Source organism: Bradyrhizobium lupini (assembly GCF_040939785.1).
GTDB lineage: Bacteria > Pseudomonadota > Alphaproteobacteria > Rhizobiales > Xanthobacteraceae > Bradyrhizobium > Bradyrhizobium canariense_D.
Window position 1 is genome coordinate 7,136,337 of record NZ_CP162553.1, and the last position, 23,354, is coordinate 7,159,690.

26 protein-coding genes and 1 pseudogene are annotated in these 23,354 nt (G+C 58.5%); 13 read left to right on the top strand and 14 right to left on the bottom strand.

Annotated features, from left to right (window positions below; all coding sequences use genetic code 11):
- The first annotated feature begins 4 nt into the window (after nucleotides 1-4).
- The 5 genes from AB3L03_RS34250 (at nucleotide 5) to AB3L03_RS34270 (ending at nucleotide 3,286) form a co-directional block, all read left to right on the top strand.
- On the top strand, nucleotides 5-538 hold the full coding sequence (locus AB3L03_RS34250) for a hypothetical protein (RefSeq protein WP_368507898.1): 534 nt from the start codon (nucleotides 5-7) through the stop codon (nucleotides 536-538).
- A gap of 59 nt (nucleotides 539-597) precedes the next feature.
- Entirely contained in the window at nucleotides 598-1,377 is a 780-nt protein-coding gene (locus tag AB3L03_RS34255) for an HGGxSTG domain-containing protein (RefSeq protein ID WP_368507899.1), read from the top strand.
- A gap of 138 nt (nucleotides 1,378-1,515) precedes the next feature.
- Entirely contained in the window at nucleotides 1,516-2,346 is an 831-nt protein-coding gene (locus AB3L03_RS34260) for a TIGR04255 family protein (RefSeq protein ID WP_368507900.1), read from the top strand.
- Nucleotides 2,343-2,837, top strand: coding sequence for a hypothetical protein (locus tag AB3L03_RS34265; RefSeq protein WP_368507901.1), 495 nt, complete (start codon nucleotides 2,343-2,345; stop codon nucleotides 2,835-2,837). The genes AB3L03_RS34260 and AB3L03_RS34265 overlap by 4 nt, the downstream gene beginning before the upstream one ends.
- A 20-nt stretch (nucleotides 2,838-2,857) precedes the next feature.
- The gene (locus AB3L03_RS34270; RefSeq protein ID WP_368507902.1) at nucleotides 2,858-3,286 is read left to right on the top strand and encodes a hypothetical protein; all 429 of its coding nucleotides are present in this window, start codon (nucleotides 2,858-2,860) and stop codon (nucleotides 3,284-3,286) included.
- 272 nt (nucleotides 3,287-3,558) lie between these two features.
- Here the strand turns inward: AB3L03_RS34270 and AB3L03_RS34275 are convergent, their stop codons facing one another.
- Both AB3L03_RS34275 and AB3L03_RS34280 read right to left on the bottom strand, forming a co-directional pair.
- Entirely contained in the window at nucleotides 3,559-3,774 is a 216-nt protein-coding gene (locus AB3L03_RS34275) for a hypothetical protein (protein ID WP_368507903.1), read from the bottom strand.
- Between the two features lie 312 nt (nucleotides 3,775-4,086).
- Nucleotides 4,087-4,482, bottom strand: coding sequence for a recombinase family protein (locus tag AB3L03_RS34280; RefSeq protein ID WP_368507904.1), 396 nt, complete (start codon nucleotides 4,480-4,482; stop codon nucleotides 4,087-4,089).
- 172 nt (nucleotides 4,483-4,654) lie between these two features.
- On the opposite strand from AB3L03_RS34280, the gene AB3L03_RS34285 reads away from it, so the two are divergent.
- Nucleotides 4,655-4,804 carry a hypothetical protein gene (locus AB3L03_RS34285; protein WP_368507905.1) on the top strand — a complete coding sequence of 50 codons (150 nt, stop codon included), beginning with the start codon at nucleotides 4,655-4,657 and terminating at the stop codon, nucleotides 4,802-4,804.
- Nucleotides 4,805-5,612: 808 nt separating this feature from the next.
- On the opposite strand, the gene AB3L03_RS34290 is transcribed toward AB3L03_RS34285, so the two are convergent.
- Together AB3L03_RS34290 and AB3L03_RS34295 are read right to left on the bottom strand one after the other, a co-directional pair.
- Complete coding sequence (locus AB3L03_RS34290) at nucleotides 5,613-7,106, bottom strand: hypothetical protein (protein WP_368507906.1); 1,494 nt, start codon at nucleotides 7,104-7,106, stop codon at nucleotides 5,613-5,615.
- Between the two features lie 708 nt (nucleotides 7,107-7,814).
- Nucleotides 7,815-8,045 carry a hypothetical protein gene (locus AB3L03_RS34295; RefSeq protein ID WP_368507907.1) on the bottom strand — a complete coding sequence of 77 codons (231 nt, stop codon included), beginning with the start codon at nucleotides 8,043-8,045 and terminating at the stop codon, nucleotides 7,815-7,817.
- Between the two features lie 201 nt (nucleotides 8,046-8,246).
- On the opposite strand from AB3L03_RS34295, the gene AB3L03_RS34300 reads away from it, so the two are divergent.
- Nucleotides 8,247-8,471, top strand: a complete 225-nt coding sequence (locus AB3L03_RS34300; protein ID WP_368507908.1) for a hypothetical protein — start codon at nucleotides 8,247-8,249, stop codon at nucleotides 8,469-8,471.
- Nucleotides 8,472-8,620: 149 nt separating this feature from the next.
- Here AB3L03_RS34300 and AB3L03_RS34305 read toward each other — a convergent pair whose 3' ends face one another.
- Nucleotides 8,621-9,052 carry a hypothetical protein gene (locus AB3L03_RS34305; RefSeq protein ID WP_368507909.1) on the bottom strand — a complete coding sequence of 144 codons (432 nt, stop codon included), beginning with the start codon at nucleotides 9,050-9,052 and terminating at the stop codon, nucleotides 8,621-8,623.
- Between the two features lie 155 nt (nucleotides 9,053-9,207).
- Between AB3L03_RS34305 and AB3L03_RS34310 the strand changes: the two genes are divergently transcribed.
- Complete coding sequence (locus AB3L03_RS34310) at nucleotides 9,208-9,588, top strand: hypothetical protein (RefSeq protein ID WP_368507910.1); 381 nt, start codon at nucleotides 9,208-9,210, stop codon at nucleotides 9,586-9,588.
- A 1,001-nt stretch (nucleotides 9,589-10,589) separates the two neighbouring features.
- Here the strand turns inward: AB3L03_RS34310 and AB3L03_RS34315 are convergent.
- The gene (locus tag AB3L03_RS34315; RefSeq protein WP_368507911.1) at nucleotides 10,590-10,946 is read right to left on the bottom strand and encodes a hypothetical protein; all 357 of its coding nucleotides are present in this window, start codon (nucleotides 10,944-10,946) and stop codon (nucleotides 10,590-10,592) included.
- 499 nt (nucleotides 10,947-11,445) lie between these two features.
- Here AB3L03_RS34315 and AB3L03_RS34320 point away from each other — a divergent pair, with 499 nt between their 5' ends.
- The gene (locus AB3L03_RS34320; RefSeq protein WP_368507912.1) at nucleotides 11,446-11,688 is read left to right on the top strand and encodes a hypothetical protein; all 243 of its coding nucleotides are present in this window, start codon (nucleotides 11,446-11,448) and stop codon (nucleotides 11,686-11,688) included.
- A 2,639-nt stretch (nucleotides 11,689-14,327) separates the two neighbouring features.
- Here AB3L03_RS34320 and AB3L03_RS34325 read toward each other — a convergent pair.
- From AB3L03_RS34325 to AB3L03_RS34340, 4 genes are all read right to left on the bottom strand, one after another.
- Nucleotides 14,328-14,564, bottom strand: a complete 237-nt coding sequence (locus AB3L03_RS34325; protein ID WP_368507913.1) for a hypothetical protein — start codon at nucleotides 14,562-14,564, stop codon at nucleotides 14,328-14,330.
- 4 nt (nucleotides 14,565-14,568) lie between these two features.
- On the bottom strand, nucleotides 14,569-14,787 hold the full coding sequence (locus AB3L03_RS34330; protein WP_085353429.1) for a hypothetical protein: 219 nt from the start codon (nucleotides 14,785-14,787) through the stop codon (nucleotides 14,569-14,571).
- 1,155 nt (nucleotides 14,788-15,942) lie between these two features.
- Entirely contained in the window at nucleotides 15,943-16,560 is a 618-nt protein-coding gene (locus tag AB3L03_RS34335) for an NYN domain-containing protein (protein WP_368507914.1), read from the bottom strand.
- A 213-nt stretch (nucleotides 16,561-16,773) separates the two neighbouring features.
- Complete coding sequence (locus tag AB3L03_RS34340; RefSeq protein ID WP_368507915.1) at nucleotides 16,774-17,253, bottom strand: hypothetical protein; 480 nt, start codon at nucleotides 17,251-17,253, stop codon at nucleotides 16,774-16,776.
- Between the two features lie 24 nt (nucleotides 17,254-17,277).
- On the opposite strand from AB3L03_RS34340, the gene AB3L03_RS34345 reads away from it, so the two are divergent.
- Nucleotides 17,278-17,772: a DUF4142 domain-containing protein gene (locus AB3L03_RS34345; RefSeq protein WP_368507916.1), complete on the top strand. Its 495-nt coding sequence runs from the start codon at nucleotides 17,278-17,280 to the stop codon at nucleotides 17,770-17,772.
- Nucleotides 17,773-18,412: 640 nt separating this feature from the next.
- Here AB3L03_RS34345 and AB3L03_RS34350 read toward each other — a convergent pair.
- Nucleotides 18,413-18,665, bottom strand: a pseudogene (locus AB3L03_RS34350) (hypothetical protein).
- Between the two features lie 241 nt (nucleotides 18,666-18,906).
- On the opposite strand from AB3L03_RS34350, the gene AB3L03_RS34355 reads away from it, so the two are divergent.
- Genes AB3L03_RS34355 through AB3L03_RS34365 form a run of 3 tightly spaced genes read left to right on the top strand, consistent with a single transcriptional unit; the run spans nucleotide 18,907 to nucleotide 21,045 of the window.
- Nucleotides 18,907-20,088 carry a hypothetical protein gene (locus AB3L03_RS34355; protein WP_368507917.1) on the top strand — a complete coding sequence of 394 codons (1,182 nt, stop codon included), beginning with the start codon at nucleotides 18,907-18,909 and terminating at the stop codon, nucleotides 20,086-20,088.
- 13 nt (nucleotides 20,089-20,101) lie between these two features.
- A complete protein-coding gene (locus tag AB3L03_RS34360) occupies nucleotides 20,102-20,455 on the top strand; it encodes an STAS-like domain-containing protein (protein ID WP_368507918.1) in 354 nt (117 codons plus the stop codon).
- Nucleotides 20,456-20,490: 35 nt separating this feature from the next.
- Nucleotides 20,491-21,045 carry a hypothetical protein gene (locus tag AB3L03_RS34365; RefSeq protein WP_368507919.1) on the top strand — a complete coding sequence of 185 codons (555 nt, stop codon included), beginning with the start codon at nucleotides 20,491-20,493 and terminating at the stop codon, nucleotides 21,043-21,045.
- Between the two features lie 221 nt (nucleotides 21,046-21,266).
- Here AB3L03_RS34365 and AB3L03_RS34370 read toward each other — a convergent pair whose 3' ends face one another.
- From AB3L03_RS34370 to AB3L03_RS34380, 3 genes are all read right to left on the bottom strand, one after another.
- Nucleotides 21,267-21,419, bottom strand: a complete 153-nt coding sequence (locus AB3L03_RS34370) for a hypothetical protein (RefSeq protein WP_368507920.1) — start codon at nucleotides 21,417-21,419, stop codon at nucleotides 21,267-21,269.
- 156 nt (nucleotides 21,420-21,575) lie between these two features.
- The gene (locus AB3L03_RS34375) at nucleotides 21,576-22,541 is read right to left on the bottom strand and encodes a helix-turn-helix domain-containing protein (RefSeq protein ID WP_368507921.1); all 966 of its coding nucleotides are present in this window, start codon (nucleotides 22,539-22,541) and stop codon (nucleotides 21,576-21,578) included.
- A 438-nt stretch (nucleotides 22,542-22,979) separates the two neighbouring features.
- Nucleotides 22,980-23,252: a hypothetical protein gene (locus AB3L03_RS34380; protein ID WP_018455281.1), complete on the bottom strand. Its 273-nt coding sequence runs from the start codon at nucleotides 23,250-23,252 to the stop codon at nucleotides 22,980-22,982.
- Nucleotides 23,253-23,354 lie beyond the last annotated feature (102 nt).

The window sequence follows — 23,354 nt, forward strand, 5'->3', positions numbered from 1 at the left end:
ACCCATGTGGGCAAGCAAAGATCGGAATGACTACGAGGCGATGGTGGCCCGGGTGCGAAAGCACTACGGCAACTCCGTCGAGGTGGGCGGCTACAATTCGCACGACATTCTAAACCTGAAGAGGCTGGATGCCGACCGGGAGCAGCACGAAGCTAAAGCCCGGGAGGAGCGTCCGTTTGTGGAGGCGGGCGGCCGCATGCACCAAAGCCGTCAGCGGGCGTTGAAGGCTTGGCGGACGATCACCGATGCGTCCGAGAAGTTGGCCACCAATCGGAGGGTACACCTCATCAACGGGCTCAGCGCGGAAATGCTTGAGCCAGCTGCTATGCCTCGATGGCCCGACCAGGGCCCGTCAACGGTCGCGCGGTATGACGAACTGGATGCAGAGGCCGCCTTGATCGCTACCGAGTTGGAGACCCGGGCTAGCAAGCTGTCCAGGTACGTCAGCGAATGGGAGCAGATGACCCCAGATCAGCAGAACCGGTCGCTCATTCTGGCGATTGCCGATCGGCTCGCTATCGAGGCGTCGCCCAAGTGACGAAGAAAGGGCCAAAGGCACGGAAGCTACCCCGCAGACGCCCGGCCGCGCCCAGCCCGGTGGCCGCGGCCGTGGCACCCGCGCCAGCGATTGAGCGCAATCCAAAGACCGTCACCCTCGACCTCGAGAAATCCCTTAAAGGCACTCACCAATGCATTGGTGGCTCCAGAGCTGACGAGTGGAACAGCCTTATCGCCGATCAGGCGTTCAAGACCCTCTGGAAAACCGGGCACGAAAAGACCGACAGCGATTGGACTGACGGGATACTTCTCGCCCTGATCTGCATAAAGCCCCGCGACGAGTTCGAGGGCATGCTGGCCGCCCAGATGTTCGGAGCCCACAACGCGGCGATGGAATGTTACCGCCGGGCGATGGTCCCCGACCAATCGTTTGCCGGGCGCCAGGAGGCCCTCAACCAGGCTAACAAGCTCTCTCGCACCTATGCGGCCCTCCTGGAGGCCCTGAACCGTCATCGCGGCAAGGGGCAGCAGAAGGTCACCGTCGAGCACGTGCACGTCTACCAGGGCGGGCAGGCCATTGTGGGAGCGGTGGAGCCCCCGGGGGCGGGGGCTTTGAAAAAAGGGAGGGTCAACCCCTTGCTGTTGGACATGTGGAATGCGCCACGATGCGGCGCGAAGACCAGGAGCGGCAGGCCGTGCGAGTCGCCGGGCATGGCTAATGGGCGGTGCCGGATGCATGGAGGCCCGTCCCCAGGTGCCCCCAAGGGCAATCGGAACAACTTCAAGCACGGGTACTATTCGGCTGAAGCAGTTGCTCGGCGGCGCGAGATCTCAGCCATGCTGCGCACGGCTCGAAGCGTGTTGATCGATGCCCATTGATCGCCGACGGCGAGTCCATCAAGCGGCTGCGCAGGACGCCGATTCTGTGAACTTCAAGAACTTCTGGCTCTTGAAGGCATTTCTTAACGGTCATATGGTCTGCTTCGTGATGAATGCCCAGCTGAGACGACCGCCGCCATGACTAGCCGACGGCCAGCAGACCTCCCGGAGTTCAGGGCACCTCCGCTGACCGAGGTTGCGCTCGGTGCCCAGTTTGACGTCATTCCGGGCTTCCTGACGCCCCACGTCGGACTAGTTTGGCAGCGCTTTCGCGACCAATTTCCGCTGCTCGAAGAGCAGCAGGCTCTTCCGCCTATTTTCGAGACTTTCGGACCCAATCCCCAGTTTGGCATGAGCCTGCAGCTCGTGGCTGGTCCTGAGACGCCCAGGGTGTTCTTCATCAATCAGGCGCGCACCGAGCTTCTGCAGGTTCAGAAGGACCGCTTTCTGCACAATTGGCGCAAGGTGGGCGCGGCGGACAGCTATCCGAGATTTGAGCGGATGCTTGAGACGTTCAAAACCGGTTTCGCCACTTTTTCGGATGCAATTTCTAGTGAGGGCCTCGGCTCCATCATTCCGAATCAGTGTGAGGTCACCTATATCAACCAGATGCCGGTTGCGTCAGGTGGAAGTCTCTCGGATATAACGGACGACCTGTTCGGGCAACATACTGGTAGCCTTGCGCTTGATGACCTCGGCAAGCCCGAGGACCTCAGGTTTCTTCTGCGCTACATCATGAGAGACGACGACGGAAAGCCCATGGGCCGCCTCCTTGCCTCGGCTGAGCCTGGTCGCAGGTTGGACGGACAGGCAATCATTCAGCTTACCCTGACTGCACGCGGTCGACCGACGACTCCCGACGAAAATGGTATTGTTGATTTTTTGAACAAAGGCCGCATTAGTGTCGTTAAAGGTTTTGCCCATCTGACGGGGCCAAAGATGCATAAGCTGTGGGAGAGAACGCAATGACCGCGACAGCGCTTCGCACAGATGACCAGTGGTATCAATCAGCCAACACCGTTGGCGAGCTGGTCAGATCGAGCTTCAAGCCGGTGGTTGTTGCGCGGCCTCAGCTGAGCGCACCGAGCGTCGTGCACCGTTCGAAATGGGCGAGAGCAGCTGTCGATCGGCTGATGGCTCTGGCGCCACTGCGCGACAATTGGGACCAGCGCGGATCAGCTGCCGTACGCGCTGACGTACTCTCGTTTGCCTGGCACGCGTTGGCCCAAATTATGCCAGAGGATGGTTTGCCTCCCAATATAGTTCCGCTCGGCAACGGCGGTATTCAGTTGGAGTGGAGTTCAGACTCCGCCGAGCTTGAAGTGGAAATCGCGCGGCCTTTTCAGATTTCGGCTTTGTTGGTCGAAGCCGGCAACGGTGGCGCTGAGGTTGAGACCGATCTGCCTACGGATACTTGGGATCGACTGACGGAAGTACTTCGAGATCATTTCCGCAGTTAGCTCGTCGGACCTCGAAGGTCATGCCGGCGCCACCGTTTCGCGATCAACACGGCACGATCCTTCCGCACGATCACCCGGAAATTCTCGACGCCGACTACGTTCTGCGACACATCGTTCCACCGCACGATCTTCATCCTGATCCGGCGAAAGGCACTGTGCGGGTATCCTCCGGAGCGTATTCCGAATCGAGTGACGGCGGCATGTCGGTGGATATCATTCGCTGGATGGCCGCCGATGGGCTCGATGCGTGCGATTATCTTGCCGAAGATGGTATGGGCGCGACCAAGATCCGGGTTGGCGACCTCAGGGCTTTGGGGCTCATGGTCGGCTGGGACCCCGACACTGGCCACGAACATCATGGTGCTGTGTGGGGCATCAAGGATCAGAAGCAACGGCGCCGAATTTCGAAACTCGCAATAACCGTGCGCAAAGCGGCCGGCGAGACCTAGGTGCTCGTCGGCTGCGCTCCAAGATAACAACGTATAAGGCCCGCCAGCGTGACCCCGGCGCATACGACCATGCCGCCAACTGAGGCGGGCTTACTTCTGGGTGTTCCGCTTATAAATACACGCGCTGGGAACAAACCAAGATTTATTATTTTCACAATCTGTTCTCTGCCCGGAGAACAACGTGCCCGCCAGTGTGAACCGGCGGGTTTGCCTTGCTTCGAACGATTATTGAAACGCGAGGACGTACCTACCAATCCTTCCGCAATTCTACATCACTCTTTCAAGTCCGAGAGACACCACAGTGCACCGGCATGGAATATGGCGCTCATTAGGCCGCCAAAGAGGAACGAGCCCGCGACCGTAAATACGCTGCCCGTGTTGCTGCCAAACACCGGCGCTATGATGCCGCCCACGAGCGCGGCCACGCCGAGATTGTTTAGATACGTTGCATGCAGCTTCGCCTTTTCGTTGTGAATGAGATTGCCCATCGAACTCCCCCTTTGAATCCCAACTTGGTTAGAGCTAGCGAAGCATTGACCTGATCGACGACGCAGAAAAGGTTGCTCCCCGCTCGTTCAAATGCCCGAGCCTAGCCAGTTCTGCAGCTACATCGCGCAAAGATCTGTTTTTGGTCGCCAACTGCTTTGCAACTTCGACCATAGCTGGCTTCCGTTCAGCCCAGCTCTTACGTCCCTCTACTTTGGCGCCGGTCCTTCGACGCTTTCGCTCTCTCGCGCCTCGCAGCTTGGCAACGGTCATCGCCTTGTCAAACTGTGCAACGGCCCCAAGGATCTGGCGGATCAGCACCGCAGTCGGAGTATCGTCCATGAACTGATCGGGGAGTCGGCCGCGATCAGCGCTACGCCCTCCGCATTTAGCCGCTTCCATCCCGTTTCCTGGACGATCAAGTCACGCGCGAAGCGGTTGGCTGTTTCGACGATGATTGTCCGGACACCATTGGTGGCGATCAATTCCAGGGCGCCCATAAAGCCCGGCCTGGTATCTATGGTGTCGCTTCCACCAATGGCCGGATCATCGAACCACTCTACTATGCGGTAACCGGCCCGGTTCGCGTAAGCCTGGATCGCCTTCCGCTGGCGGGTGACGCTATCTTTGTCTGGCCCGACGTTCGCTGCCGAACTGGTCCGCGTGTAGCCAATGGCGGGCTTTCTTTGGCGTTTCTCTTGATCCCGCATGGACTTACCCCAGAAATGTACGGATTTCTCAGGAAAACTGTACAGCCTTTACAGGCCGCCTTCCAGTCTTTCCTACCTACCGAGCGAGGCCTCAACCTGATGTGCGGACCCATTGGCGTTTTGCTGAGAAGCGCACCATCATAGAAAAGGACACCAAAAATCAGGATGGACCGTGGAAGCAGCTCAGGAAGCACTGATCGAGCAGTGGGGCGAAAAAACTAGAGACCAAGTTCTCAGCAGGTCGCTGTCGGAGCTTTATGCCGCGTTGGGGTGGCCCGAACCGCTCATCGAAGAGGAACAGCTCGCAGAACCGCGTCTTTGATAGCGCTGGGCGAAGTAACAGCCTCTTTCGCCAATCATAGGATGAAGGCGGTTGCGGCTCGCGCGTGCTAATTAGCCTTGGTTCTTCGGGTACAAGTGCAGCTTATGAAGCCGCTGCTCTACCATTGAGCTACTCCGGCGATTTAGTTGTCGCGGCAGCCGTCCTGTCTTTTCTTCTAATCCACTGGTAGTAACGTGTCCCTTCCACACGCCTTTCGGGGCTCAACGCGGGAGGTTTCAATGCGCTTCGTCGACCGACAAGGGAAGGACGTCCCGAATGGAACGAGATGTCTTGCGGTACACGATAATGGCGACGGCACAACCACGATTTACTACAAGTCCGTCACCGAGGTTTTGGTCGACTCGCGGGTGCATCCGAGGCCAAGATCGGATGCCCGAAAGTGTGATCCATGAACTGCGCCGCCTGCGTGTGTAGTTATATTCTTGGTTATATTTGGCGTTGAATTTGTCGGTACCGCGCCGTCATGGAGAGCGATACGAACGCCTCGTCCGTGAAGACTGGCACGGCTGGCTTTCCAGCCCCCAATGCTCCCGGCTGCCAATTCAATTGCGGATCAGAGCGCCGGGAGTGCCGCGGGGCGAGGCATCGATCAACTCGGCCCCCGGGCATGAGGTCCGCACCTAACCAGCGCGGGGGCCGAAGGTCTGCCTGGTCAAGGCCCGACAGCCGCAACATGGTGCACGCTGCTCGTTAGTCCTGCCAGTCCAAATAACAGCTTGGGACAAGGCCGTGAGGGATTACGCCGCTTGTGCTTCCGAGGTCCACGGCGGCCGGATGCGATCAAAACTTACGCCCAAAGACCCTGACGTTCGCTGATCCTCTCGATCAGCGGCACGCTTCCATCCCGGAATGCCGGCGCGTCGAGCGAGATGAAGCGACGATCAACGGCGTCCTCTTTCCATGCAGCCTTGACGAACATCTTCGCGATCCGACCCGCGTCTTCCGGCGTAACCTCCTTTAGCCACAGCGCCGCAGCGAGCGAACTAACCGCGGGCCTGCGGATGTGGGGCGGCAGGTTGCGTGGGATGACCTGATCGGCGAGCGTAAACAGCGGATCAGCCGGCGCCGCGATTATGCCCGTTAATGTCGGCTCCCGCAGATTCGAGGAGCGAATGATAGCTGGTCGCGGCACTATAAGGCGCGGCTGCTGCGAGTTACGGTCGATCATCTCCGCTATGTCGTGGTGGAGACGACGGATGGCCCTGATCTGGCGAAAGTCGCAAACGAACGCCGCCGTATGCCGATCTGTCAAGACGGTGACCCGCGTGCCGGCAATCACAGCCGCGCGCACCTTCTCGACCAATTCCTGCTTAGGTGTATGAGTCGGGTTCCTCGATCGGAGGCCGACGCACGTCAAGCACTGCCGATGCCAGCGACCATCGTTCTGCAAGTAGCTCTTGCCATGGATCGCATAGGAATGCCCTTGTGCGCAGAAATCCCGTCCTCCGCGGTGGCCCTTTTTCTTATCGGCCAGTTTGCGATTGCGCTGGACCAGAGCAGCAGCCCAAGCACCCCAATTTCGATACCTTTCGCAGTGCTTTTCAAATTTGTTTGCAGATACGATGGCCTTGGTGCCTTTGACGTAGCCAGTCAGCCATCGTTTGCTCATCCCTTTTTCGAGAACTGACATACACGCGACGGCCTGCTCGGGCCTCATGTATTCCTCCTGATGTGGGATAGCGGCGCGCGCGTTAATCTTGTCGAGGCATTCAGCCAACGCGGCACAGTCGGCCGGATGAGGACAATTTCTACAGGTATCAATAGCGGCGCAGTCAGGAATGCTGAAATTCCGCGCCTTTAATTCGGGGAATGTCGGGAGGTCATCTTCTGTAACGTTCGTCGGGCGCGCTGGAAGATTGGGGTTAGAGCGTCCCTTCCTCTTGTCTGCAAGCTTGCGGTTGCACGCAGCAAGACCCAGCGCCTTTGCGCCCCACTCCGGATACAGCTCGCAGTGCTTATCGAACGCCTTCTTGGAGCAGATCGTCGTTCCACCACCACCGACGATTGTACGTAGTGTCTCGCTAGCCTCCAGGCGCGCCATGAAGGACGCGGCCTCGGTCGGGTTCATCGTGAACACTGCCCCGGCGATCAGCTTGGAAAGGCACGACTCGCAGACTCGCGGGGCCTTCTTGCCGGTTCGGAAGCGTGACAGCGGCAAGTTGTGCTCACATCGACGACACACCTTCATCATGACCGTCTCCATTTGTTGGACAGTAAGCGCGGGATGCGCGTCGCGCAGCCAGATCCTGAATCGCGGCGCCGCGTGGACGCGCTCAGCCATCAGGATTTCTCATTCAGCGCGGATGGGATTTGATTCGGCCGGACGGGAGCCGACCGCAGGCCTCAGGCGCTCACGGAAGTGATTTTGACTCTGCACGGGAGTGCGGACTTTAAGGTCCGCTTTGGGGTCCAAAAGCAGCCTTCGTGCCCACGTTACCGATTGGTCCGCTGAGGGCAACCCGGACATCTGGATCAGGCCCGATCGCTCGCCGAAAATGAGCCCTACGATCTTGCCATTCTCGACATCAATTTGCAGGGCTCAAATGTCAGGCCAGTAGCGGAGGCGATCACGGCTCGGGGGCCCCCGTTCTTTTTTCTGAGCGGTTATGGTTCGGGTGGGGTGCCGGAGTAATTCAAGAGCAGGCCCGTGTTGCATAAGCCGTGCGCGATCGAAATGCTAAGCCGGACTATCGACGCGATCTGGCCGAACCGGCAGCCTGATGATGCTCAAGGCTAAGGCGGCGGAGGAGGGGGCAGGCGTGCGGTTGACAAGGCGCCAAGAAAGAGGTGAGCAAAATTCGCGACGGCAACGTCTTTATGGTTTCGGTCATCCCGCGCCCTCCTCGTATCGCCGTCACTGACCGCAACGCTCGACGCCTCCGCTTCTTGCGATCTGTGAAGGGAGCATCGCGCCTACGTCGGTGATGATCTGATCGCAAAATTGGAAAATCCTATTGTCTTTCAAAGCTTCAACGCGGTGGCGAACGGGCTAGACAGCGGTTGCAAAACTAGCAACCCTATGCCGCGCCACCTCGGCGCCGCTGGCATCAACCACGATTACAACCGTATCCGCATCACGGTCGCAATCGGGATCGCTGGCGATATCCCGAGCGACACGGGCGCCGTATTGGGCAGCTTCTTCAGCCGAGCGAAATAACTCCCCGACATCGTCCGCCTGTGTCTCGCCTTTGTGGAAAATTGGGAAGTAGTAACGTCGCAAGCTGCGGCCCTCGTCCTTTAGCCGCGATCGTGCCCACATGTCAGGACGGCCCGCACCTGTCAAAAACGACAGGGTCAGTGCGACAGCGGCGCTAGCAAGCAGCCCCGCGGTTACCGTGATCGTTGTGGAATAACACGGTGATGTTTTGAAATTTTATCAGCCGGTGAAGTTCAACGGCGGCATGGTTGCGCACTACGCGCCATGTTGTTAGACCGCGCTCCTAACAATTCATGGAGTCACCGAGTGGCCAAAAAGGCAAAGAAAACTGTTCGCCGCGAGTGGACATCCGCTGAGCTGCGAGCTCTTAAAAAGCACTCAAAGGATCGTACTCCCGTTGCGAAGATTGCAAAGGAGATGAAGCGCACTGAGGGGGCGCTTCGTCAGAAGGCGCTCGTCTTGGGATTTGGTTTAGGCCATCAGCGCTAATTGGAGGGCCGGTCAGGTAAACGGGCCACCAACCGATAAGCTCACCCCTTACGCGGAACTTGCGCGCCGGCACCTCCGGCCGGTCTCAGCCAATCTTCTGCCAGCCCCAACCAAGCCTCCTTGCCCGGCGGCCCAATAGATCCATCGGCCTACTTGCGCCGTCTAAAGGGCACTACTTTCCCGGTTGGTTTTGGGGTTCGAGCAGGCGGCGGATCGGGCTCCGGCGTTTCCGGATCAATGCCGTAAAGGTCCTCTACGCTCACCTCTATCTTCCTCCACCGCTTCCCGCCTTCATTGTACGCGAGAAGTGCCCAATTCTCGGTGAAACGCGCATCCTTCCACGGGATCAGGTTGCTATCCTCATCATCACCCGGCTCGTCGTCATCGCTCACTTTGCGGGGAACGGGAATGGTGATAGCTGGCTCCTCCCAGATGACGCCACCAGGTCCGATAGAGGTGTACTCACACTGGCTCGGGTCCAGAACCTCATCAAGCATGTACGCCAAGTCATAGACGTTCGGGGCGTAAAACACTCCGACCAGGTCATGTTCTTTGATCGTCCGGACGAGATACGCGGGCATGACCAGTTCCTAGCCGTCAGCATCCTTCCCTAGGATATTAAGCAAAGCAATGTGGTGCCCGTTGTCAAAGCGTCGGAAAATTCCGAAACTGTCTCAGCTTGACGATATTGGGACCGGATATCTCGAGTGTAATTCTCACGAATACGGAGGGGGACTTGAAGCCTTTAAATGTCATCTTGCCGATATTTGTGGCCGCGGCGGGCTGCATTCCAAGTGAGAGGGTGCACGCCGATACGCTTCGCTGGATCTGCAAGTACGATGCCATGGCATCGCCGACGGGAGTGCAAAGGGAAAATTTCAAACTTGAGTTCGCGTTAGATACGCTGACAAAGAGGGCGGTTCTCATCGGCAATGCCGGATTGTCCGATGTTGGTTTTTTCAACGGTGATCAGGCAATCACGTTCGAAGAGAAGCTGGCTGGTGGCGCCGTCCAAACGACCTCGATCAGTCACACAGACGGCAAGTCGGTACACAGCAGACACTCTATACTGAACGGAAACTTCGTTCCTTCTCAATACTATGGCGCATGCAAGTAGGGCCCTTCAAGCCGTCCGCGCAAAACACGCCGGTTCACGCGGGCGGGCTCCCTGCACGCGGGTGTGATGCGCATGTGTGAAGTAGTTCACAAGTGGCAGATATCGCCAAGCATAGTGTGCGCGCTTCAGGTGGAGGGAAGCGCCATGAATGCTAATTGGACGACCTCTCGAATGTTCGCACTGACAGCCGTTGTTCTGGTGGCAGCCGGTGCCACTATGGCGATTGGCACTCCTCTCAAAGTGATTGAACCGACTTTGGGAAAAGATTGGCAATGCAGCCGAACGTTGCTGCTTGTGACGACTTGTTCTCACTCGGGCGTTCGACCGGAATAAGAACCACTTTCAACGACCATCATTTGAAGGTTCCCACGCGAAAAAATGCAACCTCTCCTCGGCCGCGTTTGGTGATTGCGCGCTTGTGTAGGGAGCTGAGCGCCATTCGGCGGTGCAGAGAATCCCTCGATCGCATTCATCTGCGAGCTTAAGCAGCAGGTCAGCGTTAGCCTTATCGCCAGAAGCGAGGGCTAATCTGCGATATCGGTTGGCACGGGCGTTGCTCACGAATCCCGATCTCAAGCTACAAAGCAGGACATTGGTCCTAGTCCGTCCGCCGCTCGCGCGATTACCACCAGCAAAGCCGCCGGTTCATTCACGCAGCACCTTACTTCAGCGGAGGCAAATCGCCTTGAAGGCACCGGCCCACTTTGGAATGCATAGGATCTTCGCACGCGGCAAGGGTCGTAAGTACGTGATTGCAGACAGCGCATTGAAACGTATGCAAGTCCACGCCTGGGCGTTCTAGCTCGATACTGACCAGCATCATCGAAGATTTGCACCTCGGACAGGCGGGGCGCTGCAATGCGATGGGTGCAAAGGTGGGCGGCAGGTGTTCAGATTGGGTCATGGGTGCTTCCCTCGAGGCGGGAGCCCAACACTCTCAGTCACCGGTAATGCCTCGGTGCGGTCGCCGATGACCGAACGAGTATGCGCCGAATGGGGTCTCAATCGCGAGTCAATTCCCGGTGCGCCGGTCTGTGCGCCAGCGGCTTGCGGCGCACGCCGGCCGGCTTGCCCTCCCGGACCATCATGCTGCGCCCCTTCAGCGGCAACGTGAGCTGCTTGTCAAAGCGCCTGGTCCCCTTGGCGCTGAGGAAGCCCTCAAGGGCGCCCGCTTCATCGTCGCTGTCGACCGCTACGGCCAGTTCCAGGTCGCACGCAGAACGTCGCCAATTGATCAAGCAGTACATCACCGACTGCCAGGCGATTATCAGAAAGCTGCTGCGCAGATTGAACTGATAGCTGCGGAACTGCGGTTCCCTTGTTGAGATCAGCGTCCATCGAGCGCAGGCGGCCTTCACGAGACTGTCATGGCACATTTTTAGCATGGTCCCGCGACGGGAGATCGGCGCGCTAGGTCCCCGCTGTCTCGGCCTGATGACCAAGACTATGCGGGGAGTGAGCCGGCTCTTTTGGTCTGCGGTTGGTTCGACAGGCTACTTGGAAGTTAGCGCAGGTCACCGGCCAAGTTTTTGCGGTGAAGAAGTTTGAGAGCGACCTTTTTTGCGCATTTCCTTCTTTGGAGGGTTTTCCATGCGTATCCCGCCAATTCAAAATTCGTATGTTGCGGCATTATTGAAACTGCACGAGCAGCGACTAGAAAGGCTACGCATCGATCCAAAGATCGCACGGGATTATGCCGAAATCCTTCTTCTGAGGAAAAGACTCAGAGCACTCAATCAGAAGAAAGCTCCGTCCGCAGCGCTCAGCACACGAAACGCACGATCTCGCACCGATAGGCGCGCCTGATGCATCGATGCGCGCTCCTGAAGGAGCGGATGGGCAAACTAACGGATGTGGATGCAGGAACCAGCGGGCGCGCATCCGAACTCGCCGGGACGGCGGCACAGACCAGAGCGCAAGGTGGAAGAATACAGAGCCTATCTCGTCGATCAGGACGGCCACTTCACCGGCCGGATCGATCTCCTTTGTCGAGATGAACACGACGCCCGCCAACGTGCCAAGCAGCTTGTTGACGGCCACGCCGTGGAGCTATGGCAAGGCGACCAGAGAATCGAGCGGTTCGAGCCGCCACCGCGTTGATTTTGGCCGTGGGCTAAGTTCACTTTTGGACACTGTAGAGCCGTGCTCTAATTTAGGTTAAGTGAGCAAGAGGCGGGACCCTGCCAATGCTCACCGACAATCGATCTGAAACGACCCGGCCGCGCCGCCCCAATTCGGCAGCCACCAGATGACGGTCGAAATGCTCCGCCGATCTCGGGAGCAGATCGCCGCATCGCTGGCGCTGCTCCGCAGCGGTGCGGCGAGGGATCATCCGCGATGCCGACCAAGCGAGCGAGCGTCGCGCTTAGAAGCCCTTCTGGCGCCGCAAGCTTACTCTTTCCGGTTCTCACGCTGAGCCCTGATCTCTGCGCGAACGGAAGCACTCTCAAAGATCGAACGTCTTAGTGCGAGAATTGTCCGTTCGCTTTCCTCGCACAAAGCACGCCGCTGCTCGCGAATAGCCCGAGATTCGTAGAAGACTCGCTCGATGCGCGCAGAAACCGAATCCGACATGTAGCGACCATGGAGCCGCCTCAGCTGGTCGCCATTTAAGTAGGTACCCCCAAATTCTGAAATCGATTAACCCAGGTTAGTGAATAGGGATGCCAGGAGGCGGAGCAGGAAGCCACAGTTCGCAACGACGGATTTGGCCCGCTCCTAGAGGGGCGGTCCTTCCGTACAGGCTCCTAACAATCTCCAGTATCTGACAGCAAAAGGCCCGGCAGTGTGAACCGGCGGGCCCGCAGTTCTCCGGGCGAGAACAGATTGTGATTTTAATAAATCTCCCTTTGTTCCAAAAGCGTGTATTTATAAGCGGAACACCCAGAAGTAAGTCCACCTCACTGGGCGGCTGAGAGACGGCCCCGGCTTCGGGGGGGGCTGGAAGGTGGGCCGGGGCCGGCCCGCCGGCTCCCGGTCGTGTGAGCCAGCAAACCCTCCAAGTTTTCCTCTGCGCGTTCGTTCCTCTAAGAGCCTTTCGAGGACACAATTGCGGCGCGGCCTGCCGTTGCTAAATCCGGCCTGACCTCCGCCCTCGGTAGCCGCACCCGGCGCACACAAAGCGCGGCTCGATACCAGACAAGCGAACCTCGTCCGGCCAGGGAGTTGCGACCCCATTGGCAGCAGATCAGGAGCCGCTTCGGCCATCTCGCGCATCTCACCAAAGGTGATCTTCTGAAGCCGCATGCCGGTTTTCACGGCCATGTCGCCGAAAGTCAATGGTCGGCCCTCAGCGGCTCAGCAGGCGCGCAAGGTGGGTAAACAAACGCGCCGGTTCACTTGGTTGGCCTGTTCGGGATAGCAAGGACCGGTCTAGCCCCCCAAAAAAATGAGCTCGAGCCTTGTTCGCCTATCGGCCTGGCGCGGAGGGAAGGTAATTCGGCTTCAGGTCTTTCCCGTCCTTGGGGCCGCTTCTTGGCAAGCCTGACTGAAAGATGAGTCACACAATGAAATGCGCACCCCCGGAAGAGGGTGGCATCGCCGCGGAATGTCGCGGCTTCGACGCTCGCAGTCTAACGGAAAGCCCCTTTCTCAAGAAGGGGCGGTTGAACTCGCGGCGCCCAAGGGGAGGGCTCCGGGGCGGGCTGGCGGACCGTCCTTAACGCGGCACGGATGCCTTCTTACGCGGCCGCCCTTCTCGTCATTGGCGCACAAGCTTGGACCGCATACCGGTCAGCATCGTGTAGGCAAGACGCCGCCAGATCAGGTTCATCAGGACTAGCATGTGGTATCCCCGTGTTCGATTCCGCCACTTTCGACCCCCTCTGTTTCAGCAAGATTTCGCGGGGCCGGGAAATGGCTTCGCGCGAGGTCGGGGTCGCGTCCCCGGTGCAGGTCGGGATGGCGGCGAGTTAATTGACACCGCCAGGGGAGGTCTGAGCGATCGGTGTCATAATGGTACGCTGTCGCGGCCGCCCGGCAGGTGGGCGGAAATCTCATTCTCCAATGGCAATCGGAACGCCGCGTCTGATCGTACAGAAATGGAATAGCTGCGGGGGCCAGTCACGCTGGCGGGGCTTTCGGTTTTTGATTAGCTGCGGCACGAGCGGCGCCTTTCAAGGCCGCTTCGATGGTCTTAGGCCGCGTACCTCGGCGGGATCTTCCGCTTTGCTGCTTAGGCGCGGATGATCGGGACACTCTCGTAACAAGCCACAGATCGCTGCGGCAGCTGGCGCATTCATAACGCTTCAGTTCGTAGCCTTTGGTCACGGGGAAAACAGCTTTGAGCAGTCGAGCTTGGCTACAAACGGTGCATCCGGCTTCGCCATTCACGATCGCCTCCCGCAAGCAATTTGGCCGCAATGATCGAAATCAGAACTGAGTCTCGGTTCAGGAGCAATAGCGGCTCACGCTGGCGGGGCCTATTCCGATACAGCCGCCCGGTAGTCGTCCGGAGGTGTAACCGCCGGCCATTGGAATTACCATTCTCACCTTTTGGCGGACCAGCAATGGCGCAAGGCGGTGGCACGGACAAGGCACCAACCCTCATCTGCAACAGATGTCAGCGTCCAATGGAGTTTCTCGCCTCGCTGCCGGCAATTGCAAACCTGCCCGCCGCCTATGCCTACAGGTGCATGCCCTGCCTGAGAGTTGAAACTATCGTTCTGGGCTGAAGGAAGGCACTGCCGGACGACTAGAATTTGGGCGGCTGGCGCCACCTGCGACACGTCAATCCTGTGCTATCTCACGTGCATTTTCTCGACGATCGCATAGAGCAGCACGAAGATCGGCAAGAAGACGAAGAACCAAACGGCCTCCGGTTCGTCCCGGGAAAATTCACGGTTCGGATCTGTTTCCGTGCCGAACGGCACAGGTGGCACAGGCGGCTTTGTACGGCTGCGTTTTACCGCTCGGCTTAGCAGCCGTCGAATCGCTGGTTCGTCCGGATCGCTTGCGCGTCGGCTCTGGTTCGTCACGACTTTAGACCGCGAACATCAGCGGGTATTTGCGGACCAGTTCGAGGTCAACATAGCCGGCGGCATTGATCCACTCGTGGGGACAGTAAACGATCGAGCCAGGGTCGAGCTCCAGGCCATCCCGTTTTATTGCCTCGCGCGTCCCCAGTCGGCCGGCCCATTGTCTCCGTCCGTTTGGATCAGGGCGCATCGCGTCGAACACGGCGGTGTCGTTCTTCGTCATCGCAATTCCAGAGGTGTTGAAACCAATCTTTACGAAATGACCTCAGCTTGCCGCCGGTGTTCTCGCCCGACAAGTGACATTCGCTTTTGCAGTTGCTCACTTTAACCCCGCATAGGTCGTGCTGACCGTCTTCCCTGTCTCACTCGCCGTTGCAGGTTGCCGGAGTTTGGCGAAGGGTGATCCAGAATTGACAGGTGCGGCCGGACCAGCCTCGGCACCCGCGGGCTGCAAGGGTGGCTAGCTGTCTGCTCCTCAGGGTGGGTGGGCCGCCAGCATTGGATCGCTCTCTTCGTCGAGTCAGCGCTTGGAGAGGTTTAGGAGGAAGCCCACCATTGGTCGGGGAATGGCTCCAGCAAAGTCCAATCGACTTGGTTGTCGTTGTCAGGGGGGCTGATAGCTCCTGCATTCCCGGTTAGTGGCGCGTGGCGACGGAGGCGAACAGACAAACCGCCCCGTTCGCGACGTCGAACGCGGCGCGACGGAGGATGTGTCAAGCGTAATGGAGGCACACCGCGGGCGCTTCGCTCAGCTTCTTCGACCAGATCTCGAAGATCTGCCAACTCTGAGAGCTGAGAAGCGAGTTCGCTAAGTCGTTGGTAAAGGTTTGCGCGAGAGCCTCGCATAATGTCCTCCCCAGCAAAAAAGCACTATCAGGACGGCGTCAGAGCAATTAGCGCGAGAGTAAAAGTAGAAGTTCAATATTTCAGGCTCGGTGTCAGGCCTTCTTGAATGCGGTAAAAAGAGAAACGGCTCGGTTCCGGGGGCGAGGGGCCCGACTGCATTACCCCACTCGGGGACAGGCATGGGTTCTCTCCGGAGCCGGCGAAAGATTAAATACATTTAATACAGCTTAAATCAATTAAAATTAATAGGTACGCTCACGAAGTGCGACCATTCGGCCCCTTCATTCACTTCTCTACTCCTCAGGACTCCACCCTTGGTGGAGGTGCCAAAAGAAAATGACCCCGTAGGGCGCGGATGAGCTGGGCCGACTGCGTTTCCCAATTGGGGCTGGGCGTCGGAAAGCTTGGTAATTGGCGAAGCGTTCCAATCTGGTTTTAGTGGGCTGGGCGCGTGCATCGGCGAGATCGGAGTGGCGTCCCGCGACCACCTTCACGTTCTGAAATGGGCTGCATAAAAGTGGGTCTCAACAGTCTAGTTGCGTGGATCGTTTCCCTTCGGCTCCTGCAAGAATTTTGGCATGTGTCCACGCGCTTCACGATCGCGCGGGGCGGGGCGTTCGGACGGGTCGCGGCCGAGCTTGGACTGTAGCTCGACGAGGTCGGTGAAGACGTCGGCCTGGCGGCGCAGCTCGTCGGCGATCATCGGCGGCTGGCTCGCGATCGTGGAAATCACGGTGACCCGCACGCCGCGGCGCTGAACGGCCTCGACCAGGGACCGGAAGTCGCCGTCGCCCGAGAACAGCACCATCTGGTCGAGGTGCTCGGCGAGCTCCATGGCGTTCACGGCGAGCTCGATGTCCATGTTGCCCTTGACCTTGCGGCGGCCGGAGGCGTCGATGAACTCCTTGGTCGCCTTGGTGACCACGGTGTAGCCGTTGTAGTCGAGCCAGTCGATCAGCGGCCGGATGGAGGAGTACTCCTGATCCTCGATGATCGCGGTGTAGTAGAACGCCCTAAGCAGCGTCCCGCGGCTCTGAAACTCCTTCAGCAGACGCTTGTAATCGATGTCGAAGCCCAGAGTTTTCGCCGTCGCGTAGAGATTGGCTCCGTCGATGAAGAGCGCGATCTTGTCGGTAGAGGAAGGTGACATTCAGTTCACGCTTTCCGTGAAACAGCGCAGATTGAGCTGGAAAGAATTGGCGGACGGCGACACGGATATGTCGGTCGCATTTTATGTGGAATCGCTAGCGAAGACATCAGAGTACAGACGGATGCTTTAAGCTTCAATTATTTTCATATGACCATGCCTCGGAACTCTGACATTGGCCGAAAGTTGGTCTGCGGAATCTGTAATGTCTCCTGTCTAATTTCCGATGTTTATTTCAAGGTGCTCGCGCCATGTCCGTCGGCGGTTTTGCTCTCTTTGATCTTCGGATTGATCGTCGCGGCCGCGGCTGGCGATGGTCTGTTTCAGGTCCATGCGGAAACGTTCTGTTAGTCGGCAGCGAGAGAAGCCGGCCCGCAGCGCAATACATGGCTGCTCGGGCCATCTTCCAGTTACTGCTGACCGCTCCTTATCTCGATCGAAGGAGATCCAAAGTTGCGTCGCCGTCTCATCATCTACCTGAATGCGAGGAGGGATCTTCAGGGGGCAGGCGGTTAGGCCGAGGCGAACATCGCGGCCGAGCAGGCGGGTCTGCACTGCGGAGCGGGTGAGCGGTTTGGACCGGCGCCACGGGGACGCTCGAACGACTAGTGCGCCGAGCAAACCGTTACTACCGGAAGGATAATAATGCGGCCCGATGTGCTCGATTGGAACCTCTTCCGCAACCGGATTGTTCATCGACGAACAACGCAGGAGTCGCCGATGAACAGAATGCTTTTGTCGCTCGGGACAGTAGCCGTGATGGCGATCTCAATTGCCAACGCATCTGCGAAAGACAAGCAAAGCGAAGCGTTCCTCAAGAAGGCAATCGAGGGCAACTTCGCTGAAGTGAGCATGGGAGAGCTGGCGCAGCAGAACGGCCAAAGCGATGCCGTAAAGTCATTCGGCAGAACGCTTTCCACAGACCACGCCGCCGCCAATCAAAAGGCTTTAGATGCTGCCCGAGGATCGGGAATGAGCCCACCAAGCGGGCCGAATGCGAAGCAAAAAGCCGACTACGACAAGATGTCAAAAATGTCCGGCGCTGGCTTCGATAAGATGTTTGCGGCTCACATGGTTGCAGACCACCAAAAGGATCTCGCCGAGTACAAGAAGGCATCCAAAAGTAAGGATGCTGCCGGTGAATATGCTTCCGGCCAGATAGATACGTTGCAAAAGCATCTGGACACCGCAAAATCGTTGAAGGCCGGTCAATGAACCGAGGCCGGAGTTAGGCCTTCAGGATCATGGCGACACAACTTCGATGACGGGCCAATTCGGCCGATAGGACCGAATCGGGACGCAAGAATTGCCTTGAATCCTCAGCCCAGCGCCGAGGTTAAGCTTGTCGGCCGGTTGTTTTTGACTGTGCGCCATTGAGCGCGTTCACTCCACGGCGGGGATGGAGATGTGATCGATCGCGGGTTCACGCCGTCGTTACCAAATCAAGAGGATGGTCGATCGAAGTCGCTAGTGCAACGCGGCCAGCGGAGCGTGCGCAATGGCGTTGCCATCCTCGTCGTAAACGACGATGCACATTCCCTTACAACTTAGCTCGGGCATTTCCGCGAGGATCTCTTGCGCCAGGACAGACGCAAACTCTTGCGCCTCGCCCGATCCAAGATGATTTGGACGAGATCGGATTCGAACTCGGTCAGATTGCTTATGCTGTAAGTGCAAAGGAGCATCGCTGCTGTCCTCGCCTTGCCGCAGGGGTGTCCCAGTAGCGGATTAGAGGCAACCACCGGCTTCATTGGGGCTGGAGATTGTAGGCCGGGGCCACTCCGCCAGCTTGGGGAGCTAGCGCCACAGCAAGCCGGGCGACGATGCTAGGTTCCTATTGAGCGCCAAGGAGATCCTAGCCGGGCGTAAGCAGTCGCACATAGGTGCCGCTCTCATGCAGCTCCAGCCAGCCCTTCTCGACAGCGCACCTGATGCCGGCGCCGAACTCCGTGCCGCTTGCCTGGAGCGTGTAGAGGAAGGGATAGTTGATCTTCTCAATGTGGACTCGGCCGTCCTTGGACTGGCTCCATGCTGGCGGCGAGCTCGATCAGCTTGCGGGCCGCGGCTTGTGGGTCGGAGTAGGGGCGTTCAGCGGCAAACTTGGTCATTGGTCGCTCTAACACTCCTCGGTGGGCTGAAAGGGCATCCACATTGCCGATCTCGCCCGCTGGATGTTCGAGCGGCACGCCGCCGCCCGGAAGGAATGCGACCAGCTACAGGGGAGGCCGTGAGCAACGCTCGACCGTGACGATAATTCTTCTCGTTGGGCGGGAATCTAGGTAATAGCACCCTATCGGCGGGTGGGGTGATCGACGAGTGAAGCGGCTGTCAGTACGGCAAAAGGCCCGGTTGCTCTGGAAGGCCCAGCACGCCATGGAGCGCCGGAAGCTTCTTAAGAAGAAGTTCAGGCAGCGGGTTCTTGGCAAGCAGCCCGCGGACGGCTTGCAGCGCGAGCAGAGAATGGGACTCCATCAGGTCGCGCTCTACCGCAAGGGGACGGTAAGCCCGGGCGTCTCCTGGAGCAGCGTAGCGATGCCCGAGAATTTTTGTTTGATCGAAAACTATGAGGAGGTGTCGCAATTTCTTAGGCTACTACGTCATAGGCTCGACACCCAGGGCCAACGTCTTGAGCGAATGCGGGTAGAGGGTAAGAGGATCGTTCAGAGTAGCCGGCTCCAGAGCTACATCGATTTTGCGACAATGAAGCGTATCACTCCGGTCACTGCACTGGTCCTTGCATCCGAATATGATCGGGCAATTGCGGTTTTCGGCGTAGATGAATTGCTGCGCGCCGTGAACCTGCATTTGTGGGAGCCGGAGGTGCACGACACGCTGAAAGACGTGGGCTTTCTTAATCTACTCAAAGTCGAAGACGCTCGATCGAAGCTGCAAGAGCGGAACGGCATCTACACAATCCCATTCATCGCCGGCAGCAAAGTTCGTGGGGAAATGATCGAGCGACTCATCAAAGGATTAGGCGAGCTTGCAGGTTCGTCTGGCGTCGCAGATGGCGAGACCTTGCTCGGACATTCGCGGGTGTACGATGGCTTAGGGGAGGCGATTCAAAACGTCCAGGACCATGCCTATCCCGACTGGCTGGCCGACGCTAGCTTGGCGAAGAAGTGGTGGATGACCGGCGCGGTCGAACCTAGTAAGAAACGGTTTACCATCGCGATTTACGATCACGGAATATCGATCCCTGTAAGCCTGCCGCGTTGGACCAAGTACGATGAGTTTCGTGCTAACGTTGCACGGACAATTGGTGGGGGGTATAATCCTACCGACAGCCCCCACAGAGACGGCGAAACCATCGCAAAAGCGATGGAGCTTGGCCGCTCTTCGACCGGAAAGGACCACCACGGGAAGGGATTGCCGGTGATACGGGACATCATAGATAACTGCCGAGGCGGCACGGTGCGGATCATCAGCCGCAATGGTACCTACACCTGCACTGCCGGAGAAGACCCTAAGCACGCGTCCCACGCGTTGCCTCTGCGAGGAACCTTGGTCGAGTGGGAAATGTTGTTGTGACGGGCAAAAGAAGATGGCGACCGTGATTGAGATTGGAAGAGATTTTTCGCGCACTCCAGGCGGGCGCCTGATCAGTGATGGGCCATTCAGTGGCCAGCTGTTTAGGGACCGTACTCTCGCTCCTGCTTTGAAGGATGCCGTGGCGCGTGGTGAAAAGGTGACCGTCGTCCTGGATGGCCCACGCGGCTATCTTTCGTCGTTCTTGGAAGAGGCTTTTGGCGGCCTTGTTCGCTTCAGGGTGTTCGACCAAAAGCAACTGAGCGGTGCCCTGGAAATTGTGGCTCGTGATCCTTTCTACGAACCGTACAAGCACCTAGCCCTGCGGTATATCTCCGAGGCAAAGCCCAGCACCGTCGCAGCAGGCTGAATATTAGCGACTTCGAGAAAATTCTGGTCACTGCTGTGGTCGCGCTCGGTTTCGCGCTGCTGCAGCAGCTATGGAAAAATCGTCGCGATGCATATAACGCGCGTGTCGACGAGTTTTGTAAGCTAATCTTCGAAGCTGCCGACCAAGCTGCAGAGTATTGGATCACGAAGAAGCCATCCAAGGCGGCGAAGCCCGCACCGGATCTCAAGGCGAAGCTCGGCCTCGCGGAAAGCAAGCTGGAAGGCTACCAGCTCAAGGTTAACTTCTTTCAGGTTCTGATCCGAGAGCGCTCGTGGACTTCCAAGCACGACCAGATCGTCACCAACGTTGCAGATTTTTTGGATGCGATGACGGGCGGAGAGTTCGGAGCGGAAGTTCGGCAGCCCGATCCCACGCGAGTTCGTCTTGTCTACACGACAGCTGCTGAACTAGTAGCCACCTTGCGCTCAACAAAGCCGAGATACAGCGTATTTGAAGTGCTAACCGGCGCATTGATCGGTCTCGCGTTTTTCTACTTGGTGCTGCACTCCTTGGGTTCGGATGTCTTGCGGATCTTCGCACCGGCTCCGCTGGGCCTGCCATCCAGCTAAACTGCCGCCAACACAGCGCAAGGCGCGCCTTCGTTCTGAACGCACGAATTTCGCCAATGTTATCAGCAGGTGAACGGACCGCGAAAATTCAGAACGGCCGTTGATCTTATTGAGGGACTGGGCGGATTTCGATTCCGAGGGTCGGGAGTTCGAATCTCTCCGAGCGCGCCACTTGCAGGGCCAGAGTTTTCTCGGATCTGGCGCGAGGCCGTGAGCCGCCTCTATTTGCCTTGGATCTTCAGCCCGTTGGGACCGACATTGATTTGCAGGCCATCGGGCTGCTTCTTCGTCTGGTAGAGATTGTAGCCGAGCACGGCCGCCGTGACGACCAGAGCACCGATGATCAGAAACAATACGTTGCGGCCGATAGACATTTTTTTCCTGAACCACTTGGTTGACGGCGAGAAAAAACCCGCGTGTGGGGCGCGGGGTGCTTCAGTGCGCCGCCGGCGCACTGCTTGGATAATGCGGTTCGAAGGAACTGGTTCCCTTGAGGCGCGCGCCGCGTCGGAAGGCCGGAGCCTATCTGGTCAGCGTGCCGTCGGACCGGCTTGCCGGCCCCGTGCCAGCGTGTCGGACGGCGCTTCGTGGAAGGTCGCGCGGTAAGCTGCGGCAAACTCCCCCAAATGGTGAAAGCCTTGGGCGCGCGCGCATGTGGCGACGTTGGCACCCCCGCCTTTGAGAAGGCGAGACCGCGTCGCCCACAATTTTTTCAGGCGAATGTATTGATGCAGGCTCATGCCACGCACCTTGCTGACGGCGCCGCCGAGCGTCCGGATCGAGACGCCAAACTCGCCGGCGAGATCGGCGGTATAGATCGGAGCAGTCGGATGTGCTGCGACGTAGTCGTCGATCCGCTGCACGAGTTTGATCGACCGCTCGCCCTGGACGGAGGCACTCCGGTCCGAGAGCAGATCAATGCGAAACAGATCGTCGAGCGCGAGCAGCAGGCCTTCCTGGAGATGGGCGGCGACCTCGGTCGTTTCGAACAGGGCCGGCTGCACCGAGGCGGTTCGCAGAATGTCGAGCAGGAGCTGCCGAATGTGGAGCAAAGCGGGGCGGTTCGCGACATAGGCCCGCAAGTCGTCCGCCTGATCGAACCAGCCCCGGTCGCTCATGCCGGGTGAGAAGATGATCATCGCATGATGATTGGTCCGGCGCTCGACGAAATGGCATTCATCGCTGCCGCGGAGCGCGATGAAGAAACGCGCGTCCAGATCCATGCCCTTGGAATTGACCTGAAGGTCGTCCGTCATGGGCAGGATCACCATCCCCCCGGGCATCCGATAGGCGGCGTCGAGGATGCGCGCGAACGAGCGCATCATGACGATGCGGCAGCCGGGCAGGGAGACGACAGCACGAGCCGCCGCGAAATTCCGAACGTCGAGCGGAATGCTTCTCGCATCTTCCATCGACTCGATGGGCCGAAACGCATCGACGTCGGCAAAGCCGATCAATTGAAGCGCCGAGGATGGGGCGAGGGCGTCGAACAACATGCGTGCGACCGGCTGCTGCAATATGACAATCAAATGAACGTCGGAACATCGCCATCAATGGCGAAACATCGCGCTTCAGTAAACCGGATTCCGGGCCGTAGTATTGCGGACATCATGGCATGAAGCTTGGCGGATCGGTGTCGTCGTCAACGATCTCGAGTCATCGGCTGGCCGGAGGCGAGGTCGATGAAATGCAGCCGCGTGCAGGCGGGACAGGCGAAGGAGGCAAAGCTCTGTGCCTCCTGTCTCAGTTGCTTCTCCAGATGTGTCTGCACATTCATGCCCGTCTGGGGACATCGAAAAACGATCAAATCGACCATCGTCGGAGAATGACGGCGTGGCGGATTGCGTCTTTGATCTAGATCAGTTTTGGAATGACTCCAGACCAACATCCTTGATCTCGCAAAAGCGAAGGGGCCCCGAAGGGCCCCTTTAGAATCACCAGCGGCGATAGCGTGGTCCGTAATAGCGAGGGCCACCGTAAAAGCGCGGTGCATATCGGGGACCGTAATAGGGCCGCGGGGCGTAGTATCCATAGTAGTTCGGGCGCCAGAAGCAGCGTCCCCAGGCGTCACAGACCATGCGGACCTGCTCGACGTCGGAGACCTGCGGCGTCGCAGGAGCAGGCGCGATGGGCATGGCAGACGCCGCCGATGATGCGACCAACGCACCGAACAGGGACGCGGCGACGAGGCCAATTCTCAGCTTCATGATGTCTTTCTCCGCTTACGCAATACAGGGATATCGAAGTTTGTTCTGATCAAATTGTGGCGGGACCGAAATGTAATGCTGATGAACAGGTCTTCAGCCCAG

Excerpts from the sequence above, each read along its gene's own strand:
- AB3L03_RS34250 (WP_368507898.1), top strand. The coding sequence starts at position 5 with ATGTGGGCAAGCAAAGATCGGAATGACTACGAGGCGATGGTGGCCCGG.
- AB3L03_RS34260 (WP_368507900.1), top strand. The coding sequence starts at position 1,516 with ATGACTAGCCGACGGCCAGCAGACCTCCCGGAGTTCAGGGCACCTCCG.
- AB3L03_RS34265 (WP_368507901.1), top strand. The coding sequence starts at position 2,343 with ATGACCGCGACAGCGCTTCGCACAGATGACCAGTGGTATCAATCAGCC.
- AB3L03_RS34270 (WP_368507902.1), top strand. The coding sequence starts at position 2,858 with ATGCCGGCGCCACCGTTTCGCGATCAACACGGCACGATCCTTCCGCAC.
- AB3L03_RS34275 (WP_368507903.1), bottom strand. The coding sequence starts at position 3,774 with ATGGGCAATCTCATTCACAACGAAAAGGCGAAGCTGCATGCAACGTAT.
- AB3L03_RS34280 (WP_368507904.1), bottom strand. The coding sequence starts at position 4,482 with ATGCGGGATCAAGAGAAACGCCAAAGAAAGCCCGCCATTGGCTACACG.
- AB3L03_RS34290 (WP_368507906.1), bottom strand. The coding sequence starts at position 7,106 with ATGGCTGAGCGCGTCCACGCGGCGCCGCGATTCAGGATCTGGCTGCGC.
- AB3L03_RS34300 (WP_368507908.1), top strand. The coding sequence starts at position 8,247 with ATGTTGTTAGACCGCGCTCCTAACAATTCATGGAGTCACCGAGTGGCC.
- AB3L03_RS34305 (WP_368507909.1), bottom strand. The coding sequence starts at position 9,052 with ATGCCCGCGTATCTCGTCCGGACGATCAAAGAACATGACCTGGTCGGA.
- AB3L03_RS34320 (WP_368507912.1), top strand. The coding sequence starts at position 11,446 with ATGCAGGAACCAGCGGGCGCGCATCCGAACTCGCCGGGACGGCGGCAC.
- AB3L03_RS34330 (WP_085353429.1), bottom strand. The coding sequence starts at position 14,787 with ATGACGAAGAACGACACCGCCGTGTTCGACGCGATGCGCCCTGATCCA.
- AB3L03_RS34335 (WP_368507914.1), bottom strand. The coding sequence starts at position 16,560 with ATGTCACCTTCCTCTACCGACAAGATCGCGCTCTTCATCGACGGAGCC.
- AB3L03_RS34340 (WP_368507915.1), bottom strand. The coding sequence starts at position 17,253 with ATGAACAATCCGGTTGCGGAAGAGGTTCCAATCGAGCACATCGGGCCG.
- AB3L03_RS34345 (WP_368507916.1), top strand. The coding sequence starts at position 17,278 with ATGAACAGAATGCTTTTGTCGCTCGGGACAGTAGCCGTGATGGCGATC.
- AB3L03_RS34360 (WP_368507918.1), top strand. The coding sequence starts at position 20,102 with ATGGCGACCGTGATTGAGATTGGAAGAGATTTTTCGCGCACTCCAGGC.
- AB3L03_RS34370 (WP_368507920.1), bottom strand. The coding sequence starts at position 21,419 with ATGTCTATCGGCCGCAACGTATTGTTTCTGATCATCGGTGCTCTGGTC.
- AB3L03_RS34375 (WP_368507921.1), bottom strand. The coding sequence starts at position 22,541 with ATGTTGTTCGACGCCCTCGCCCCATCCTCGGCGCTTCAATTGATCGGC.
- AB3L03_RS34380 (WP_018455281.1), bottom strand. The coding sequence starts at position 23,252 with ATGAAGCTGAGAATTGGCCTCGTCGCCGCGTCCCTGTTCGGTGCGTTG.